The sequence below is a fragment of the Plantibacter flavus genome (genome assembly GCF_051487245.1).
Lineage (GTDB): Bacteria > Actinomycetota > Actinomycetes > Actinomycetales > Microbacteriaceae > Plantibacter > Plantibacter flavus_B.
The window spans coordinates 429,800-445,743 of sequence record NZ_JAHVDH010000003.1 but is presented as its reverse complement, the minus strand read 5'-3'; the positions used below and the strand labels follow the sequence as shown (position 1 = coordinate 445,743).

The following is a 15,944-nucleotide window of genomic DNA, read 5'->3' as shown; positions in this document are numbered from 1 at the left end:
CCCCACTGAGTCGCCCGGAACTGCGCGAAAAACGTCGGATTTCGTGCAATTCCGGGCGACTCAGTGGGGCGGGACTGTCGCGGTCAGCGGAACACGCGAACGGACGCACGGCCCGCGAGCTGCTCGAAGATCGGGGAGCGGGGGCTCTCCTGAGCGCTCACCGAAGCCACGGTGTCGCTGCCTCCCGTGCTCGGGGTGCGCTCCGCTGTCGAGGCCGAGCCGGCGCTCTCGAAACGACGTGCCAGCGTGGTGAAGATCGGCGAGACGGTGTCGTGGGACGGGGCGTGGAGCGTGGCCTGCATGATGATCCTCCGGGTGTCGGGTGTCGGGTGTCGGGTGTCGGGTGTCGGGTTGATCCGGTTCGGGTGGCGGATCGTTGTGGCGCCGGGCCGCGTCGGGTGCGGTCCGGATCCGGGTTCGCGTCGTGCGTGACCGTCGTCTTCGGGGACGAGCGGAGGTGGACTCGAGCGGGCGGTCAGATGTCGAGCAGTGCCGGCATCAGGACGGGGGTGGCGGCAGCGAGCCAGCCGGCGACGATCATGCCACGACGGCCGAGGGTTCGGGCGGGGCGGCGGAGTGCCTGGTTGATGCGGACGATCATGATCTCTTCTCCTCACTGCACGATCGGGCGATCGCGACATTGATATTCTAGAATATGAGACGAAGAGTTGTGCTGAAAAGAAGCTGGGAATGCGAAATCGCCATCGTGTGACGGCAGAGCGGACGACGCCACCGCCGGAATGTCCGGTGGTGGCGTCGAGGTTCGCGAAGCGAGCGGTCGGGGACGCGGCTGTCCGCGCTGGTCAGTACCCGCTGCCGGCGTCGTACCGCGCGAGGGCGTCGGCGTCCTGGGCGATGCGCGACGCCCGGCGCGCGATGTCGAGCGCCTCGACCGGATCGTCGCCGGCCGCAGCCTCTGCGAGTGAGAACTGGCGGATCGCTTCTGCCAGGCGCGTGCGGGCGTCTGCGCCGACGCGGTTCCGGTTGGCCGAGATGTAGTCGACGGCCGACTGGATGTGGCTGTCGGCTGTGAAGATCGCGCCGCGCATGGCCTCGCGGGCGTTCTCGATGCGCTGCTGCGCGCTCCTGGCCGTGGCGAGGGCGGCGTCGAGCTCGACCTCGGCGGCCCGGAGCAGCTCCAGGCGGCGTACCGGGTCGGGCAGTGCGGAGGCGTCGCCGTCGATCCTCGGTGCCGCGAGGTGCAGGAGTGAGCGCCGGGCGTGCTCGACGGCGGAGGTGATGACGTCCGCCGACTCCGGCCGCTCCACCCGGCTCCGCAGGGCATCGGCCTCGGTGATGACCGACTGCAGCTCCCGAGTCGCCACGGCGAGCTCGGTCTCGGCTGCGCTGATGCCGGCGAGTGAGCGTTCGACGGCCTCGAGCCGTTGCTCCGCCTGCTGCACGTCGCGCGCGAGGGTCTTGAGTGTCGACGTCGTGGCCTGACCCGAGGCGATGCGCTGCGTGGCCTGCTCGGCATCGGCGACGGCGCGGTCGACGGCCTCCTGCGCTGCTCGCCGGAGGGCACTCGCATCCGCCAGGGCTGCCGCCGCGTACCGTTCGGCGGCGGACGCGATGCTCAGTCCCGTGGTCGTGAGCCGCTCACGGGCGCCCTCGATGCGTGCACGCAGTTCCTCGAGCTGGTCGGGCGCCGACCGCTCCTCGACGCGCCGCTCGGCGAATCCCTTGAGTCGGGCGGCGAGGGTGCGATCGACGTCCTCGCAGATGCGCGTGATGCGCTCGTTCCACTCGCGGCGCTGCAGTTCGGTGTCGGGGATCTCGTCTTCGAGCGCCTGCCGCAGCCGGAACGCCTCACCGAGTGCCGCACGCGCCGCCGCCACATCGGCCGCGTATCCGCGGGCCTCCGCGCGCCCGAACTCCGCCTCGGCGAACCCGACCTCGTCCTCGGCCTCCCGCACGGCGTCGTCGGTCCGGACGAGGGCGATGCCCGCTCGGCGGTGGAGGTCGTCGATTGATGCGACAGGGGTTTTCGGGTTGCGTCGTCGGAGGAGTGAGACGAGCAGCCAGACGACGATGCCGGCTCCGGCGAACACGATCAGCGACGGCAGCCACCAGAGGTCATCCATGCTGCTCAGTCTACGAATCCAGCTCAAGGATCGGCTGGGAGCGTCGCCCCTCGGGTCTACGCTGACCCCATGACCCGCCAGCAACGCCTCGTGCTCACGATCGCGATCCTCTCCTCCTTCGTGGCGTTCCTCGACGGCTCGGTCGTGAACGTGGCCCTCCCGGCGATGACCCGCGAACTCGGTGGCGGGCTCGTCGTGCAGCAGTGGGTGGTCGACGCCTACCTGATCACCCTCGGCTCGCTCATCCTGCTCGCCGGGTCCCTGTCCGACGCCTTCGGTCGCATGCGCATCCTCCGGATCGGACTGGTCTGGTTCGGGGTGACATCCATCCTGTGCGCGGTGGCGCCGAGTGCTGAGTTCCTCATCGTCGCGAGGCTGTTGCAGGGTGGTGCCGCGGCGCTGCTCGTCCCGAGTTCGCTCGCCATCATCATCTCCACCTTCGGTGGTGTCGCGCAGGGCAAGGCGATCGGCACGTGGACCGCGTGGACGGGGGCGGCTGGCATCACCGGCCCGCTGCTCGGTGGTGTGCTGGTCGACACCGTCTCGTGGCGGCTCATCTTCGCGATCAACATCATCCCCATCGTCGTCACGCTGGTGCTGATGGCGCGCGCCGATCGGGTGCCGGAGCCTGAACACCGTCCTCGGATCGACGTCGTCGGGGCGATCCTCGGCGCCATCGGACTCGGCGGCCCTGTCTTCGCGCTCATCGAGCAGGGCCGGTACTCATGGGACAGCCCGGTGCTGCTGGTTCCACTCATCGGCGGTGTGGTCTCGTTCATCGTCTTCCTCTGGTGGGAGCGTCGCCACCCGGATCCGATGCTGCCCCTGTCGCTGTTCCGGGTTCGGAACTTCGCGTACGGCAACATCGCGACGGTCTTCATCTACGGCGCACTGTCGCTCGGATTCTTCTCGATCGCCGTGTTCATCCAGCAGACGGCGGGCTTCAGCGCGACGCTCGCGGGGATCGCGACGCTGCCTCCGACGCTCGTCATGCTCGCGTTGGCCTCCTGGTTCGGCAAGCTCGCGGGTGTCCATGGGCCGCGGTTGTTCATGACCGTCGGCCCCATCGTCGCTGGCGTCGGATTCCTGCTCATGATGACCGCCCAGCAGGACCTCGACTACTGGTTGCAGCTGTTCCCGGGCATCCTCCTCGTGGGCCTCGGGCTCGCGGTCACCGTCGCACCGTTGACGGCCGGCATCCTCGGTTCCATCGATCCGTCGCATGCGGGCATCGGCTCGGCTGTGAACAACGCCGTCTCACGCGTGGCCGGCCTCGTGACGGTCGCGCTCGTCGGCATCATCGCGGGCGGCAGCCTCGGGGTCGGAGGCTTCTCCCGCGTCGTCCTCGCGACGGCCGTCTTCATGTTCATCGGCGGCGTCGTGTCATTCATCGGTATCCGCAACCCCGAGCGCACAGCGTCGGCGGAGGCGAGCCCGTCGGTCTGAGCGGCCTCCGTCAGCGGGGCTCGGTCACTGCAGGGGCGGTGACCGCCGCACCGATGACGGCGTGCAGCATCTCGCGCATCCGGGTCAGTTCGTCGACCCCCATCCGCAGTTCGCTCATGACGCGTGGCGGGATCTCCTCTGCCTGTGCGCGGAGCTCGCGGCCGGCGGCGGTGAGGGTGACGTCGAGGACACGTTCGTCGAGTCGGCTGCGATCCCGACGGATGAGCCCGGCCGCCTCCAAGCGCTTGAGGAGGGGCGACAGGGTCGCCGGCTCGAGCTGCAGTGCGGCGCCGAGGTCCTTCACGGAGCGCGGGCTGGCCTGCCAGAGCGCGAGCATCACGAGGTACTGCGGGTGGGTGAGGCCGAGTGGCTCGAGGATGGGGCGGTACAGCGAGATCACGCTGCGGGACGCCACGGCGAGGGCGAAGCAGACCTGGTTCTCGAGCTTCAGGAGGTCGTCGGACGGGGCTGCTGCGGTGTTCGCGAGGGGAGCGTCGGCGGCGGTCATGGTTCCATCGTAGTCAAATGATTAGTACACTCATCAATATGAGTGAGAAGCGATCGTTCCGCGAGTCGGTCCGCGAGGCCGGCGGCCTGTACGGCTGGGTCAACGGTCGGATGTGGAAGGTGCTCGGCCCGCCGCCCCTCGGGCCGTACGACGAGGAGCCGTTGCCTCCGGCCGCGCAGTCGGGGTGCCCCATCTGCGGGCTCCCGATGTCCGAGCACATCATCGATCGCACGAGCGGCCCGCGCACGCAGCTGCACTGCCCCGAGACGACCGCCCCCGCGGCCTGAGCCGCAGGTCGATCGCCTCAGCGCCTGCTACTCCAGGCCCGCTGCGCGCTCGATCGAGTCCGTGTGGAGAACCGGTCGATCGGCGTCCCACGTCCAGTCCGCGACGACCGGGATGTCCTCGCCGTGCTCACGCGTGTAGGCCCGGGCGCGGAGCCGGTTGTCCTGCATCTCCTGCCGGAGCCCCGCCTCCCGAGCCGCGAGCCCCGGCACGCGGTCGATCACGTCGATGACGAGCTGGTACCGGTCGAGACCGTTCATCATCACCATGTCGAACGGGGTCGTCGTCGTCCCCTCCTCGATGAAGCCGCGGACGTGGAGGTTGCCGTGCCCGTGCCTGCGGTAGGTGAGGCGATGGATGAGCCACGGATAGCCGTGATAGGCGAAGATGACGGGCCGATCGGCTGTGAAGACCGCGTCGTACGCGGCATCGCTGAGCCCGTGGGGGTGTTCACCCTCGCTCTGGAGACGCATGAGGTCGACGACGTTCACGACACGCACCCGCAACCACGGCAGTGTCTGATGCAGGAGCTGCGCGGCGGCCAACACCTCGAGTGTCGGCACGTCGCCAGCGCAAGCCAGCACGACATCGGGCTCCTCGCCCGCCCGTTCCGTCCCGGCCCACTCGAGGATCCCGAGGCCCCGCGTGCAGTGCGCGACCGCCTCATCCATCGTCAACCAGTCGGGTTGGGGCTGCTTGCCGGCGACCACGACGTTCACATAGTCGACCGACCGCAGGCAGTGGTCGTAGGTGGAGAGGAGCGTGTTCGCGTCGAAGGGCAGATAGACGCGCACGACGTCGGCCTTCTTGTTGACGACGTGGTCGATGAAGCCGGGATCCTGATGGGAGGCGCCGTTGTGGTCCTGGCGCCACACGTGGGAGCTGAGGAGGTAGTTCAGGGAGGAGACCGGGCGTCGCCAGGGGATCGCCCTGGAGGTCTTCAGCCACTTGGCGTGCTGATTGAACATGGAGTCGACGATGTGGATGAAGGCCTCGTAGGAGTTGATCAGCCCGTGACGGCCGGTGAGCAGGTAGCCCTCCAGCCAGCCCTCGCACTGGTGCTCGCTGAGCATCTCGACGACGCGCCCCGAGCGGGCCAGATGATTGTCGAGGTCGGCCGGTTCGGACAGCGCGTCCCACTGCTTGTCGGTCGCTTCGAAGACGGCCTGCAGCCGGTTGGACGCCGTCTCGTCCGGACCGAAGATGCGGAAGGTGTCCGGGTTCTCCACGATGACGTCGCGCAGCCAGGTGCCGAGCACGCCGGTGGCCGAGCTGGTCGTCCCACCCGGTCGGTCGACCTCCACGGCGTACTCCCGGAAGTCGGGGAGCCGGAGTTCTCTGCGCAGGAGTCCACCGTTGGCAACCGGATTCGCGCTCATCCGCCGGTCACCGAGCGGGGCCAGGGCTCTGACCAGCTCGACGGGGGCGCCGTGCTCGTCGAAGAGTTCCTCCGGCCGGTACGACCGCATCCACGTCTCGAGGACGGCGAGGTGCTCCGGGGTGTCACGGGCGTTCGCCAACGGGACCTGGTGTGATCGCCAGTTGTCCTCAGCCGCCTTGCCGTCGATGAAGGGTGGACACGTCCACCCTTTGGGTGTGCGGAGGATGATCATCGGCCAGGCGGGTCTCCGGACCGGAGCGCCTGCGGCGGCGTCCGATGCCGCGTCGGCCTTGATCTGCGCGATCTCGTCGAGCACCTCGTCGAGGACGACGGCGAACCGGCGGTGGACGAGCAGCGGATCCTCACCGTCGAACCCACCGGACACGAGGTGTGGCGTGTGGCCGTAGCCGCGCATCAACTGTTCGAGTTCCGCTTCCGGGATGCGGGCGAGCACGGTCGGGTTGGCGATCTTGTAGCCGTTGAGGTGCAGGATCGGGAGGACGACGCCGTCGTGCAGCGGATCGATGAACTTGTTCGAGTGCCAGCTCGTCGCGAGCGGGCCCGTCTCGGCCTCGCCGTCACCGACGACGGCGGCGACGAGGCGGTCCGGGTTGTCGAAGACGGCACCGTAGGCATGCGAGAGGGAATACCCGAGTTCACCGCCCTCGTGGATGGAGCCGGGGGTCTCCGGTGCGACGTGACTCGGGATGCCTCCGGGGAAGGAGAACTGTCGGAACAGGTTCCGCAGGCCGTCCGTGGACTGGTCGATGTGGCTGTACACCTCGGTGTACGTGCCGTCCAGGTAGGTGCTGGCGACGACACCGGGTCCACCATGACCAGGGCCGGCGATGAAGATGGCGTTCAGAGCGCGCTGACGGATGGCCCGGTTGAGGTGGGCGTAGACGAAGTTCAGCCCGGGCGTCGTGCCCCAGTGCCCGAGCAGCCTCGACTTGATGTGCTCGGGCCGGAGGGGTTCTCGGAGGAGCGGGTTGTCGAGGAGGTAGATCTGCCCGATGGACAGGTAGTTGGCCGCCCGCCACCAGGCGTCGATCGATGCGAGCGAATGCGCGTCCAGGCCGACCGGGCCGGTCCGACGCCACGGACCTGGAACCGCGAGCCGATCTGTCGTGACGGTCATGACGTCATCCGTACAGTCGACGCCCCGAGGCGCGGGTCGTTCGGACGGAAGGCGTCGGACAGCGGCCGACGTGGAAGCCACGCGACGGCCCCGAGCAGCGCGACGACGAGGATGACCTGCAGCACGCCGGTGGTGAAGTAGACGAGCTGCAGCCAGGAGAACCCGCGGATCATCGCCGTTTCCACGACGATCCAGATCACCAGGCCGAAGCCGGCCACGGCCGTCCACACGAGTGCTGCCTCCCGTCGGGCGAGGAGCAGGACGGCGGCGGCCGTCTGGGTGCCCCCGACGACCAGCACGAGGATCAGGGCAGGCACGAGGAAGCCGGTGAAGGGGCCGCCCGCCAGGAAGGAGGTCGGCATGCCCAGCCCGTTCGTCAGGAGCATGGCCACACCGCCGACGACTGCCGACAGGACGTTGAAGACCGTCACGACGACGAGCCCCCACGCGATCGTCGTCCTGAACCGGTCGGTGGCACCGCGCACGATCTGCGCGGGGGCGGCTGAGTTCGGTTCGAGCGCCGGAGGTTCGTCCTGCGGGCGTGGTGAGCGCTTCGGGAACCGGCGCCCGGAGAGGCGCGACGGGGTGACGCGGACGAAGTTGCTCTTCTCCGTCGGATTCCACGAGTCGAGGCCGAGCACCCCGGACTCGTCGATCTCGGCGTCGATCGCGAGCCGACGGGCGCCGCCGTGCAGGATGACGCTCCACCAGTTCTCGTCGTCGTGCCCGTCGACCTCGAAGGTCACGAGCGGGCGGCTGGTGATGTTCATCAGTTTCGAGCCGGGTGCAGACCGGATGTAGATGTGCCGGTCGTGGACGAGGAAGTTCACGGGCAGGACCTCCGGGCTCCCGTCGTCGTTGACGACCGCGATGCGACCGATGTCGCACGCTTCGGTGAGCGCCCAACAGGTCTCCTCGGAGAGGAGTTCGATCGCGGACGGCTCGGCGTCGACGGGACGGATGAGGGTGGTGTCCTGCCAGTAGGGGTTGGTCACTTCCGCTCCATCGATCGTGTCGGTCTGCGGGCGTGCGGTGTCTCGAGGTCCGGCCATCTCGGGTCCTTTCTTCGGAGCGCACATCCGGCGCAGTGTTCCCAGACTCCACGTCGTGTCCGCTCGGCGGTGAGACCTTGGTCCCGTCGGCGTCGTGAGCGCCTTCCGGGATTCACTCCGCTTCGGGCCGCTCACGGGTGAGGTCGAAGCGACGTCCGTGGACGGACGTCGGCGTGATGCGCACGAAGACGGCCGTCGTGATCGGCACGAGCGTCGTGAGCGCCAGCCGCTCGGCGACGTCGATCTCGGCGCCGTGTTCGAGCTGCGCGGCCGTGCCCTTCACGACGACGCTCCATGCCTCGGCGTCGTCGTAGTGATCGACCTCGATCGCGACGTGCTCGTTGATGGTGAGTTCGACGAGCTTGTCGCCGGGATTGGTGCGGATGACGATCGAACGTCCGTCGACGGTGTAGTTGATCGGGAAGATGTCCGGTCGTCCGGCGACGCTCACGGCCAGTCGGCCGATGGACGTCGATGCCAGTCGTGCCCAGCTGTCGTGTTCGTCGAGCACGGACACGGGCGTCGCGTCGTTCATGGGATGACCACCGTTCGACCTGGTGCCCCGATCCTCGTCTCCTGCGCTACTCGCATGACGCGTTCCTCACTCTCTCGGTCGGTTGCTCGGACGTGGGTCGTCGTGGTCGGTGGGCGGGAGGTGGTCGGCCTGGGCGAGGCGTTCGGCGCGAGCCTCGCGATCCGGGACGACGAGCACGGGTGCCGGGGAATGCCGGACGCAGGCCTCGGTCGCGGAGCCGAGCAGCAGTCCCGAGAAGCCCCCGCGTCCGCGGGCACCCATCACCAGGAGGCGTGCGTCTCGAGCGGCAGCGGTGAGCACCGACGCCGCTCGTCCCTCTCGCACCACGGAGGAGACGTTCGACGGGACGTCGGGGCCGAAGACGTCGGTCAGGCAGGCCGCCAGGGTCGTGCGCGCGTCGACCTCCGGCGACCATGCCAGCGCGAGCGGGTAGCCGCTGAAGGAGAGGGGCGCATGCCAGGCGACGATCACGTGGAGTGGCGCGTGCAGACGTTGCGCGAAGTCCGCTGCGAGTCTGAGGGAGTCGAGGGAAGCCGGGGATCCGTCGACGCCGACGATGACCGGGCGTCGGTCGTCGTCCGCCGACGGCGTCAGGAGCTCGTGACCGTCGCCTCGGAGCACCAGGACGGGACACGGGGCATGCCGTGTCGTCGCCTCGCTGACGGACCCCAGTAGGACCCCGGCGAGCCCGCTGTGGCTGCGGCCGCCCGTCACGAGCAGCTGCGCGTGCGTCCCCGTCTCCGCGAGGACCTGCGCGGGCGCGCCCATCCTGAGCGCCGACGAGTACCAGGCAGGCGCGGCTGAACCGAAGACCTCGGTCGTCATGGCGTCGAGCAGTTCCCGCGCATCCGTGTCGGGGGACCAATCCGCCACCGGCGGATAGCCCGCGTATCCGACGTTGGGGAACTGCCAGACGAGCACCGCTTGGAGTGGGGCATGGAAGAGCTCGGCGAGGCGTGCTGCAGTGCGGAACGCCGCCAAGGACTCCGCGGAACCGTCCACGCCGACGACGATCGGCATCGTGGTCGGCGTGATCGCCGCGGCGGTCGGGGTCGCCGTCGCTTGGACTGGGGAATGTGCACCGTTGCTCATAGCGGCAGTGTCCTCCACCCGCGAGACCGCCTCCAGGGTCGAACGTCCCGCTCGTCCCGACGTCCGCAGTTCGGCGGGCGGTGTTCGGTGTCAGGGGTGTCCACGGCGTCGCGGAACCACCTCGTGTTCAGCGATGCGGCGGCGGACGTCTCATCGGGTGTGCATCGGGCGCCGCACCCGCACGCCGCCCACAGTGCCACCGACCGCACATGACGGCATCACGGGCGTCCACTGCCACGAGGGCGCGAGCGGGCCTCGGCCTCGTAGGCCGCGGCCTGGGTACGACGTTGCATCCCCAGTTTGCTGAGGAGTGAGGAGACGTAGTTCTTGACGGTCTTCTCCGCGATGCCGAGGTGCTCCCCGATCTGTCGGTTGGTCAGCCCGTCGGCGATCAGCGCGAGGATCTGTGTCTCTCGCAGGCCCAGGGTCTCTCGTCGTGGATCGTCCCGGTGCTCCTGGGCGAGCGAGGTCGACACCCGTTTGGCGAGCGTCGTGCTCAGCAGCCGGCGACCGCCCGCCACGGCGCGCACCGCGTCGACGAGGGCGCTGCCGCCGATGTCCTTGAGCACGTACCCCGACGCTCCGGCGAGCACAGCGGCGGTGATGGCGGCTTCATCGTCGTAGGCCGTCAGCATGATGCAGCTGAGATCAGGGTCGGCGGACAGGAGCTCCCGACAGAGGTCGACCCCGCTCCCGTCGGGCAGGCGGACGTCGAGCAGCGCGATCCGTGGCCTCGTCGCAGCGACTCTGGCGATCGCGTCCCGCACGGTCGACGCCTCACCGACGACGTCGAGGTCGCGGTGGTTGCCGAGCAGTTCCGCGACGCCGCGGCGCACGATCTCGTGGTCGTCGACGAGGAACACCCTGATCGTGTCATCGGTCATTCGACACTCCGATCGAGAGTTCTGCGGTGTCAGCCGAGATCGGGATCCACCAGTCCACGGTGGTGCCGGCAGACGACGAACCGATCGTGCAGTCGCCGCCGAGGCGTTGTGCGCGTTCCCGGAGGTTCGCGATGCCGCTGCGTCGGACGGTCCGGCCGGGGTCGAACCCGTCGCCGTTGTCCGTGACGGTCAGCTGCAGCCGGTCGTCCCTCAGGGAAAGATGGACGCTCGTCGCCGTCGCGTGGGAATGGCGTGCTGCGTTGCTCAACGCCTCCCTGCAGACCGCGAGGAACTCATCCGCTTGTCGTGGTGTCGTGGCATGGTCGATGGCGCCGGCGAAGGTGACAGTGGGGAAATGGCCGAGGGCGGCACTGTGTTCGTCGGCCAGCGAGACCAGTCGGATCCTGAGCCCGGGTTGGCTCGACGGGTTGCCGGTCAACGCGAAGACGACCGTGCGGATTTGAGCAATGCTGGCGTCGAGCGACTCGACGGCGTCGGTCAGGGCGCGGCTGGTGTCACCCGACGTCCCCGAGGCGAGGGTCTGGAGGCCGAGCCCGGTCGCGAACAAGCGTTGGATGACGTGGTCGTGCAGATCACGGGCGATGCGACCTCGATCCTCCAACATGAGCATGCGCTGCTGGTCTGCCCGTGCAGCCGCCAGTTCGACCGCGACGGCGACCTGTGCGCAGAACGCCGTGGCCATCCGTGCGTCGAACGGCGTGAACGGCGGACGGCCTGGCGAACGTCCGAGCACCAGGACCTTGGGAGGGTCCAGCGGCACGCGGACCGCCAGCAACGGGCCGGCGAGGACCGCGGGCGGACCCGTCGGCGCATCGGGCTGCTCGGGCGCGCGGGTGCTCCGAGCGTCGCCGGTGTCGAGCGCCGCGGCCGCAGTCGACCGGGCATGGGGCGGCAACTCGTCGATGATGACATCGTCCCCGGCGTCGCGCGCGACGGACACTTCGAGCTCCGCCGAGACGACCGCTGCGATGTCCGCTTCGGCGAGGGTGAGGCCCGTCCGGCAGAGGAGCGCTTCCGAGTCCGTCGAACCGGTCAGGACGGCGCGGGTGAACTCCATGGACGCAGCGGTCCACGCCTGCCGACGGCGACTCTCCTCGAACAGGCGGGCGTTCTCGATCGCGATACCCGCGGTGGACGCGAGCGACTTCACGAGGTGTTCGTCCTCGACGGAGAAGGAACCGTCGCGCTTGTTCGTCAGGTAGAGGTTGCCGAACACGTCGTCCCGCACGCGAACGGGCACGCCGAGGAACGAGGTCATCGCGGGGTGGTGCGCCGGGAAGCCGACCGAACGTGGGTCGTCGGCCAGATGGTCCAGACGGATCGTCCGATGATCGTCGATCACGGCGCCGAGAAGACCATGCCCCTCGGGAAGGTGGCCGATGACCGAAGCCGCGTCGGTGGACATCCCGACGTGGATGAACTGCTCGAGCCCTCCGTGCGGCGCGATCACCCCCATCGCGCCGTACTCGGCATCCACCAGCTCGACCGCAGCGTCCACGATGCTGCGCAGGACACTGCTCAGCTCGAGACCCTCGGTGATGGCCCGGTTGGCCTTGATGAGGGCACGCAATCGACTCTGGGTCTTGAGGACGTGCGACGCCTGGGCGACGAGCGCCTCGAGGGTGCGGTCGAGCTCGGCGCGCGCCGGATCGGAGTAGTTCAGTGGATCGTCGGCATCCATCGACACCTCCGGTGCGCTTCGGCCCTGCTCGCTGCCGAGCATAGACCTGCTGCACGTGAGCTGCCATCGCCGCCGGCGCGAGGACCGACGCCGGTCCGCCGACGTGTCCATGCTGAGTCACCTCACCTCATCGCGACGCGACTACACGATCGTGCGGTCGCGTCGGGACGCGGTCGCCTCCGCACCTTCGGCGGCGTCACGCTGCTGACGAGGGACCACGATCGTCGGCGCGTCGATGTACAGGAGCAGGTCATGACTGGTCGAGCCGAGGATGAAACGCAGCACAGCGCCGTGTCCGCGTGTCCCGACCACCAGCGCGCTCGCGGAAGCGGCGAACGCGTGGAGGGCTTCGGCCGGGGTCCCTGTGGAGAGGTGCTGCTGCAGCGAGACCTCCGGAAAAGCCTCCGCGACGCGCCGCGCAGCGTCTGTCAGTGCCTGTTCATGGGTCTCGGCGAGCCAGGCGATGAACTCCGGATTGAGCCCCTTGGCGCCTCTGGTGACCGGCTGGTGCCAGGCGTGCACGAGGTGGAGCGTCTCCTGCCGGGCGATGGCCTCCCGAGCGGCGAGGTCCGTTGCGGCGTCGTCGGTCTCGTCGCCCTCGATCGCGAGGACGATGCCGTGGCGTTCCGCGCTGTCAAGCCGCGGGATCACAGCAACCGGCCCGCTGCACGATGCGGCCAGGCGGGTCCCGAGCGACCAACCGGAGGTCCGGGAGGCCGTGCCGAGTTCGTCTGTGCCGACCGCGATGAGGACGTCCTCGCCCGAGAGCGCTTCGAGCTCGCGGAGCGCATCCCCGACGAAGACGTCGGCACGGATCTGCAATCCGGGATGTTCGTTGCGAAGCCTGATCGCCTCGTCCTCAGTCGACTCGACTGCGCGGACCAGCGTCTCGTCATCCGACGCGGAGTGGCCGGGGGCGATGACCTGCACGATCCGGACGGGCTCGCCCGTGAGGGCTGCCCGGTCCGTCGCCCAGTTCGCTGCATGGCGGCTGGCTCCCAGGCCATCCCATCCGATGACGGTGTGACTGGTCATGATCTGCTCCTTCGTCGTGCCCGTGTCGCAGTGAGCGTCCGTCCGTGCAGCATCGCGCACTCCGGACCGCTCGAGGGGAGCCGAAGGTCCCATGGCGTCGGCCCTGCTGCCCACCGCCTCAGCGGCGTCGCTCGCCGTCCGGCAGACCGCGAGGGGATCGATGCGCGCGGAGGCTGTTCAGGATGGTGACGACGTCGACGACCTCCTGGAGGGTCGCGCCGATGATCGCGGGCAGCACGCCCCAGGTGGCGACGAGCATGAGACCGATGCTGAGGCCGATGCCGATGCCGATGCTCTGACGGGCGACTCGGACGGTGCGCTGCGCGATCGCGACCGCCGTGACGGTGCGCCGCAGGTCGTCGACGAGGACGACCACGTCCGCTGCTTCCGACGCTGCGGTGGCGCCACGTGCCCCCAGAGCGACACCGACGTCTGCGGCGGCGAGCACCGGCGCGTCGTTGACTCCGTCGCCCACCATGACGACCGGCCGCTCGGAGACCGCGGCGATGATGGCGACCTTGTCCGCCGGGAGAAGGCTCGCGTGCACGTCGGTGATGCCGACGGCCGTCGCGACGTGTTCGGCCGTCACACCAGCGTCTCCGGTCACCATCAACAGGTGCTGCACGCCGAGCGCGCGAAGACCGTCCACCACCTGAGCCGCTTCAGCCCGGACTTCGTCCCGCAACACGATCCGTCCGACGAGCGTGCCGTCTGCGGTGACGAACACCGCCATCTCTCCGGCGGACAGCGGCGCGCCGCGTGGCGTGGTCTGCGAGGTTTCGGGCGGCGCCTTGCCGACGTCGATGCGTTCACCGTCGACGGTCGCGCTCACCCCGTGTCCGGGGACCTCGACGACATGATCGGCGGTCGGTCCGACGCGTGACCGCAGGCGGGCGGCGGTGACGACGGCGCGCGCGAGGACGTGCGTGGATTCCCGCTCGACGGCTGCGGCCAACGCGAGGACCTCGTCGGCGCTGCGTGTTCCGAACACCTCCACCCGGTCGACGACCGGTGCGCCCCTCGTGAGCGTTCCCGTCTTGTCGAAGGCCACGGTGCGCGCCCTCGACAGCTGTTCGAGTGTGCCACCGCTCTTGACGATGACGCCGTTCCGGGCGGCGCGACTCATGCCGGCGATGAACGCCACCGGGGCCGCGATGAGCAGTGGGCACGGCGTCGCGACGACGAGGACCTCGGCGAAGCGCGCTGGCTCGCCGCTCAGCAACCATGCGAGTCCGGCGAGGAGGAGCGCGAAGATCGTGAACGGGATGGCGTAGCGGTCAGCGAGGCGCAAGAAGGGCGCCTTGCTGTTCGCCGCAGCCTCGACGAGTTCGACGATCAGCTGGTACTGGCTCTGCTCCGCGGTCGCCGTCGCACGCATCTCCGCCCGCAGGTTGCCGTTGACGGTGCCGCTGAGGAGCGATTGCCCGCGCACATGCGTGACGGGGAGGCTCTCACCGGTGAGCGAGGATTCGTCCACCTCGGCAGTGGCGCTCAGTAACGCTCCGTCGACCGGGACGACCTCGCCCGGAAGCACGACGAGCACGTCGCCGATGCGCACGTCGGTGACCTCGACGTCCTCGGTGTCGCCCGTGGGGCCGGATCGATGCGCGGACGTCGGAGCGGTCGCCAACAGGGCACTCACCTCTCGGCGCGCCCGCGTGGACGCGAAGGCCTCCAGTGCCTGACCACCCGTCAACATGAGGGCGACGACTGCCGCGGCCCAGACATCCCCGAGGACCGTCGTGCTCACGATGGCGATGATCGCGAGCACGTCGAGCCCCCACGCCCCTGAGCGGATCCGACGCACCATGCCGACGGCCTGGACACCTGCGATCAGCAGTGCTGAGCCGGCGAGGACCCAGAATGACGCGACCGTCGCGCCCATCAGTGCGAGGGTGCCGCCGACGAGCATCGCGATCACCGTCGTCAGGACGAAGGGGTAACGCAGGACCAGCGGCACGAGCCGTGCGGTCGGGCCGACCCGTCGGTTCGACGAGCGCTCGCGGTTCAGCGGTCGGCCATCATCGTCGAGATCGTCGGCTGCGCGGTCCGCGCGCGGGTGACCATCAGTGGGAGGGCGCATCGGCAGCGACGTCGGTGTGCTCCGGCGCCCGGTAGATGTGGTGCGGGGACGGGAGGCGCCGCGGACGATCCGTCGAGGGCAGGACGCCTTCGTGGTCGAGCATCTCGATCCAGGTCTCGAATCCGTTCGCGTTGAGGTCACCGGACGGGACGACCAGATCGGGGTTCATCGAACCGTCGTGCTGGGCGAAATGCTCCCAGAGCGGGAGGAAGCCGACATCGGTGCTCTCGCAGAGCCGCTGCAGGAGGGCGTTGGTCTCGCGGATGATCCGGGCGTGTGCCCGGTCGGCCGGCGGCAGTGCCTGGAGAACCAGTCGAGCCTGGGGGAGCGCGGTGCGAAGCGCGCTCAGGACGTGCGCGAACGCGTCGACGGTCGCTTCCGAGGACGTGAGGTCCACGATCCCGGCCGTGCCGTCGATGCTCCCCGTGGTGAGGATGACGGTGTGCGTGTCGACGAACGCCAACACCGAGGTGAGGATGGGGAGTTCGCCAGGGGTGAGCGGTGTGCCGCGGAGATCGAGCACCTGCGCAGGCCGGAACCAGGTGTCCCAATCCGTGCGACCGAGGAACTCGTCGCCGATGACGACGATGCGCGCCCCACTCGTGCTGCGCGGTTGTTCTGCGGTCTGCATAGTCGTTCCAGCTCTCATCGAGTCGTGCATGCTCGGATGGCCGAAGCCTGCACCCGGCAGACGGGAGCCGCCAGAGCCGAAGGTCCTG

Annotated in this window: 15 protein-coding genes; 2 read left to right on the top strand and 13 right to left on the bottom strand. The window is 69.2% G+C overall.

The window, feature by feature from the left end:
• Positions 1-83: 83 nt before the first annotated feature.
• The 3 genes from KXS11_RS09260 to KXS11_RS09250 all read right to left on the bottom strand — a co-directional run bounded on the left by KXS11_RS09260 (position 84) and on the right by KXS11_RS09250 (position 2,084).
• The gene (locus tag KXS11_RS09260) at positions 84-302 is read right to left on the bottom strand and encodes a hypothetical protein (RefSeq protein WP_437385274.1); all 219 of its coding nucleotides are present in this window, start codon (positions 300-302) and stop codon (positions 84-86) included.
• Positions 303-475: 173 nt separating this feature from the next.
• Entirely contained in the window at positions 476-601 is a 126-nt protein-coding gene (locus KXS11_RS09255; RefSeq protein WP_437385273.1) for a hypothetical protein, read from the bottom strand.
• Positions 602-803: 202 nt separating this feature from the next.
• Positions 804-2,084: a hypothetical protein gene (locus KXS11_RS09250; RefSeq protein WP_437385272.1), complete on the bottom strand. Its 1,281-nt coding sequence runs from the start codon at positions 2,082-2,084 to the stop codon at positions 804-806.
• Positions 2,085-2,153: 69 nt separating this feature from the next.
• Between KXS11_RS09250 and KXS11_RS09245 the strand changes: the two genes are divergently transcribed.
• Positions 2,154-3,530, top strand: a complete 1,377-nt coding sequence (locus KXS11_RS09245; protein ID WP_437385271.1) for an MFS transporter — start codon at positions 2,154-2,156, stop codon at positions 3,528-3,530.
• Positions 3,531-3,540: 10 nt separating this feature from the next.
• Here KXS11_RS09245 and KXS11_RS09240 read toward each other — a convergent pair whose 3' ends face one another.
• Positions 3,541-4,038: a MarR family winged helix-turn-helix transcriptional regulator gene (locus KXS11_RS09240; protein WP_437385270.1), complete on the bottom strand. Its 498-nt coding sequence runs from the start codon at positions 4,036-4,038 to the stop codon at positions 3,541-3,543.
• 38 nt (positions 4,039-4,076) lie between these two features.
• Here KXS11_RS09240 and KXS11_RS09235 point away from each other — a divergent pair, with 38 nt between their 5' ends.
• Positions 4,077-4,325 carry a hypothetical protein gene (locus tag KXS11_RS09235; protein ID WP_437385269.1) on the top strand — a complete coding sequence of 83 codons (249 nt, stop codon included), beginning with the start codon at positions 4,077-4,079 and terminating at the stop codon, positions 4,323-4,325.
• Between the two features lie 27 nt (positions 4,326-4,352).
• Here the strand turns inward: KXS11_RS09235 and KXS11_RS09230 are convergent, their stop codons facing one another.
• The 9 genes from KXS11_RS09230 to KXS11_RS09190 form a co-directional block, all read right to left on the bottom strand.
• Positions 4,353-6,842 carry a phosphoketolase family protein gene (locus tag KXS11_RS09230; protein ID WP_437385268.1) on the bottom strand — a complete coding sequence of 830 codons (2,490 nt, stop codon included), beginning with the start codon at positions 6,840-6,842 and terminating at the stop codon, positions 4,353-4,355.
• Positions 6,839-7,894 (bottom strand): pyridoxamine 5'-phosphate oxidase family protein, encoded by a 1,056-nt coding sequence (locus KXS11_RS09225; protein WP_437385267.1) that lies wholly within the window; start codon positions 7,892-7,894, stop codon positions 6,839-6,841. The genes KXS11_RS09230 and KXS11_RS09225 overlap by 4 nt, the downstream gene beginning before the upstream one ends.
• A 112-nt stretch (positions 7,895-8,006) precedes the next feature.
• A complete protein-coding gene (locus KXS11_RS09220; RefSeq protein ID WP_437385266.1) occupies positions 8,007-8,429 on the bottom strand; it encodes a pyridoxamine 5'-phosphate oxidase family protein in 423 nt (140 codons plus the stop codon).
• 66 nt (positions 8,430-8,495) lie between these two features.
• Positions 8,496-9,521, bottom strand: coding sequence for a universal stress protein (locus KXS11_RS09215; protein ID WP_437385265.1), 1,026 nt, complete (start codon positions 9,519-9,521; stop codon positions 8,496-8,498).
• A 218-nt stretch (positions 9,522-9,739) separates the two neighbouring features.
• Entirely contained in the window at positions 9,740-10,405 is a 666-nt protein-coding gene (locus KXS11_RS09210) for a response regulator (RefSeq protein WP_437385264.1), read from the bottom strand.
• Entirely contained in the window at positions 10,395-12,107 is a 1,713-nt protein-coding gene (locus tag KXS11_RS09205) for a GAF domain-containing sensor histidine kinase (protein WP_437385263.1), read from the bottom strand. The genes KXS11_RS09210 and KXS11_RS09205 overlap by 11 nt, the downstream gene beginning before the upstream one ends.
• Before the next feature lie 141 nt (positions 12,108-12,248).
• Positions 12,249-13,142 (bottom strand): universal stress protein, encoded by an 894-nt coding sequence (locus tag KXS11_RS09200; protein ID WP_437385262.1) that lies wholly within the window; start codon positions 13,140-13,142, stop codon positions 12,249-12,251.
• Positions 13,143-13,260: 118 nt separating this feature from the next.
• On the bottom strand, positions 13,261-15,225 hold the full coding sequence (locus KXS11_RS09195; RefSeq protein ID WP_437385261.1) for a heavy metal translocating P-type ATPase: 1,965 nt from the start codon (positions 15,223-15,225) through the stop codon (positions 13,261-13,263).
• A complete protein-coding gene (locus KXS11_RS09190; protein ID WP_437385260.1) occupies positions 15,209-15,856 on the bottom strand; it encodes a hypothetical protein in 648 nt (215 codons plus the stop codon). The genes KXS11_RS09195 and KXS11_RS09190 overlap by 17 nt, the downstream gene beginning before the upstream one ends.
• Positions 15,857-15,944 lie beyond the last annotated feature (88 nt).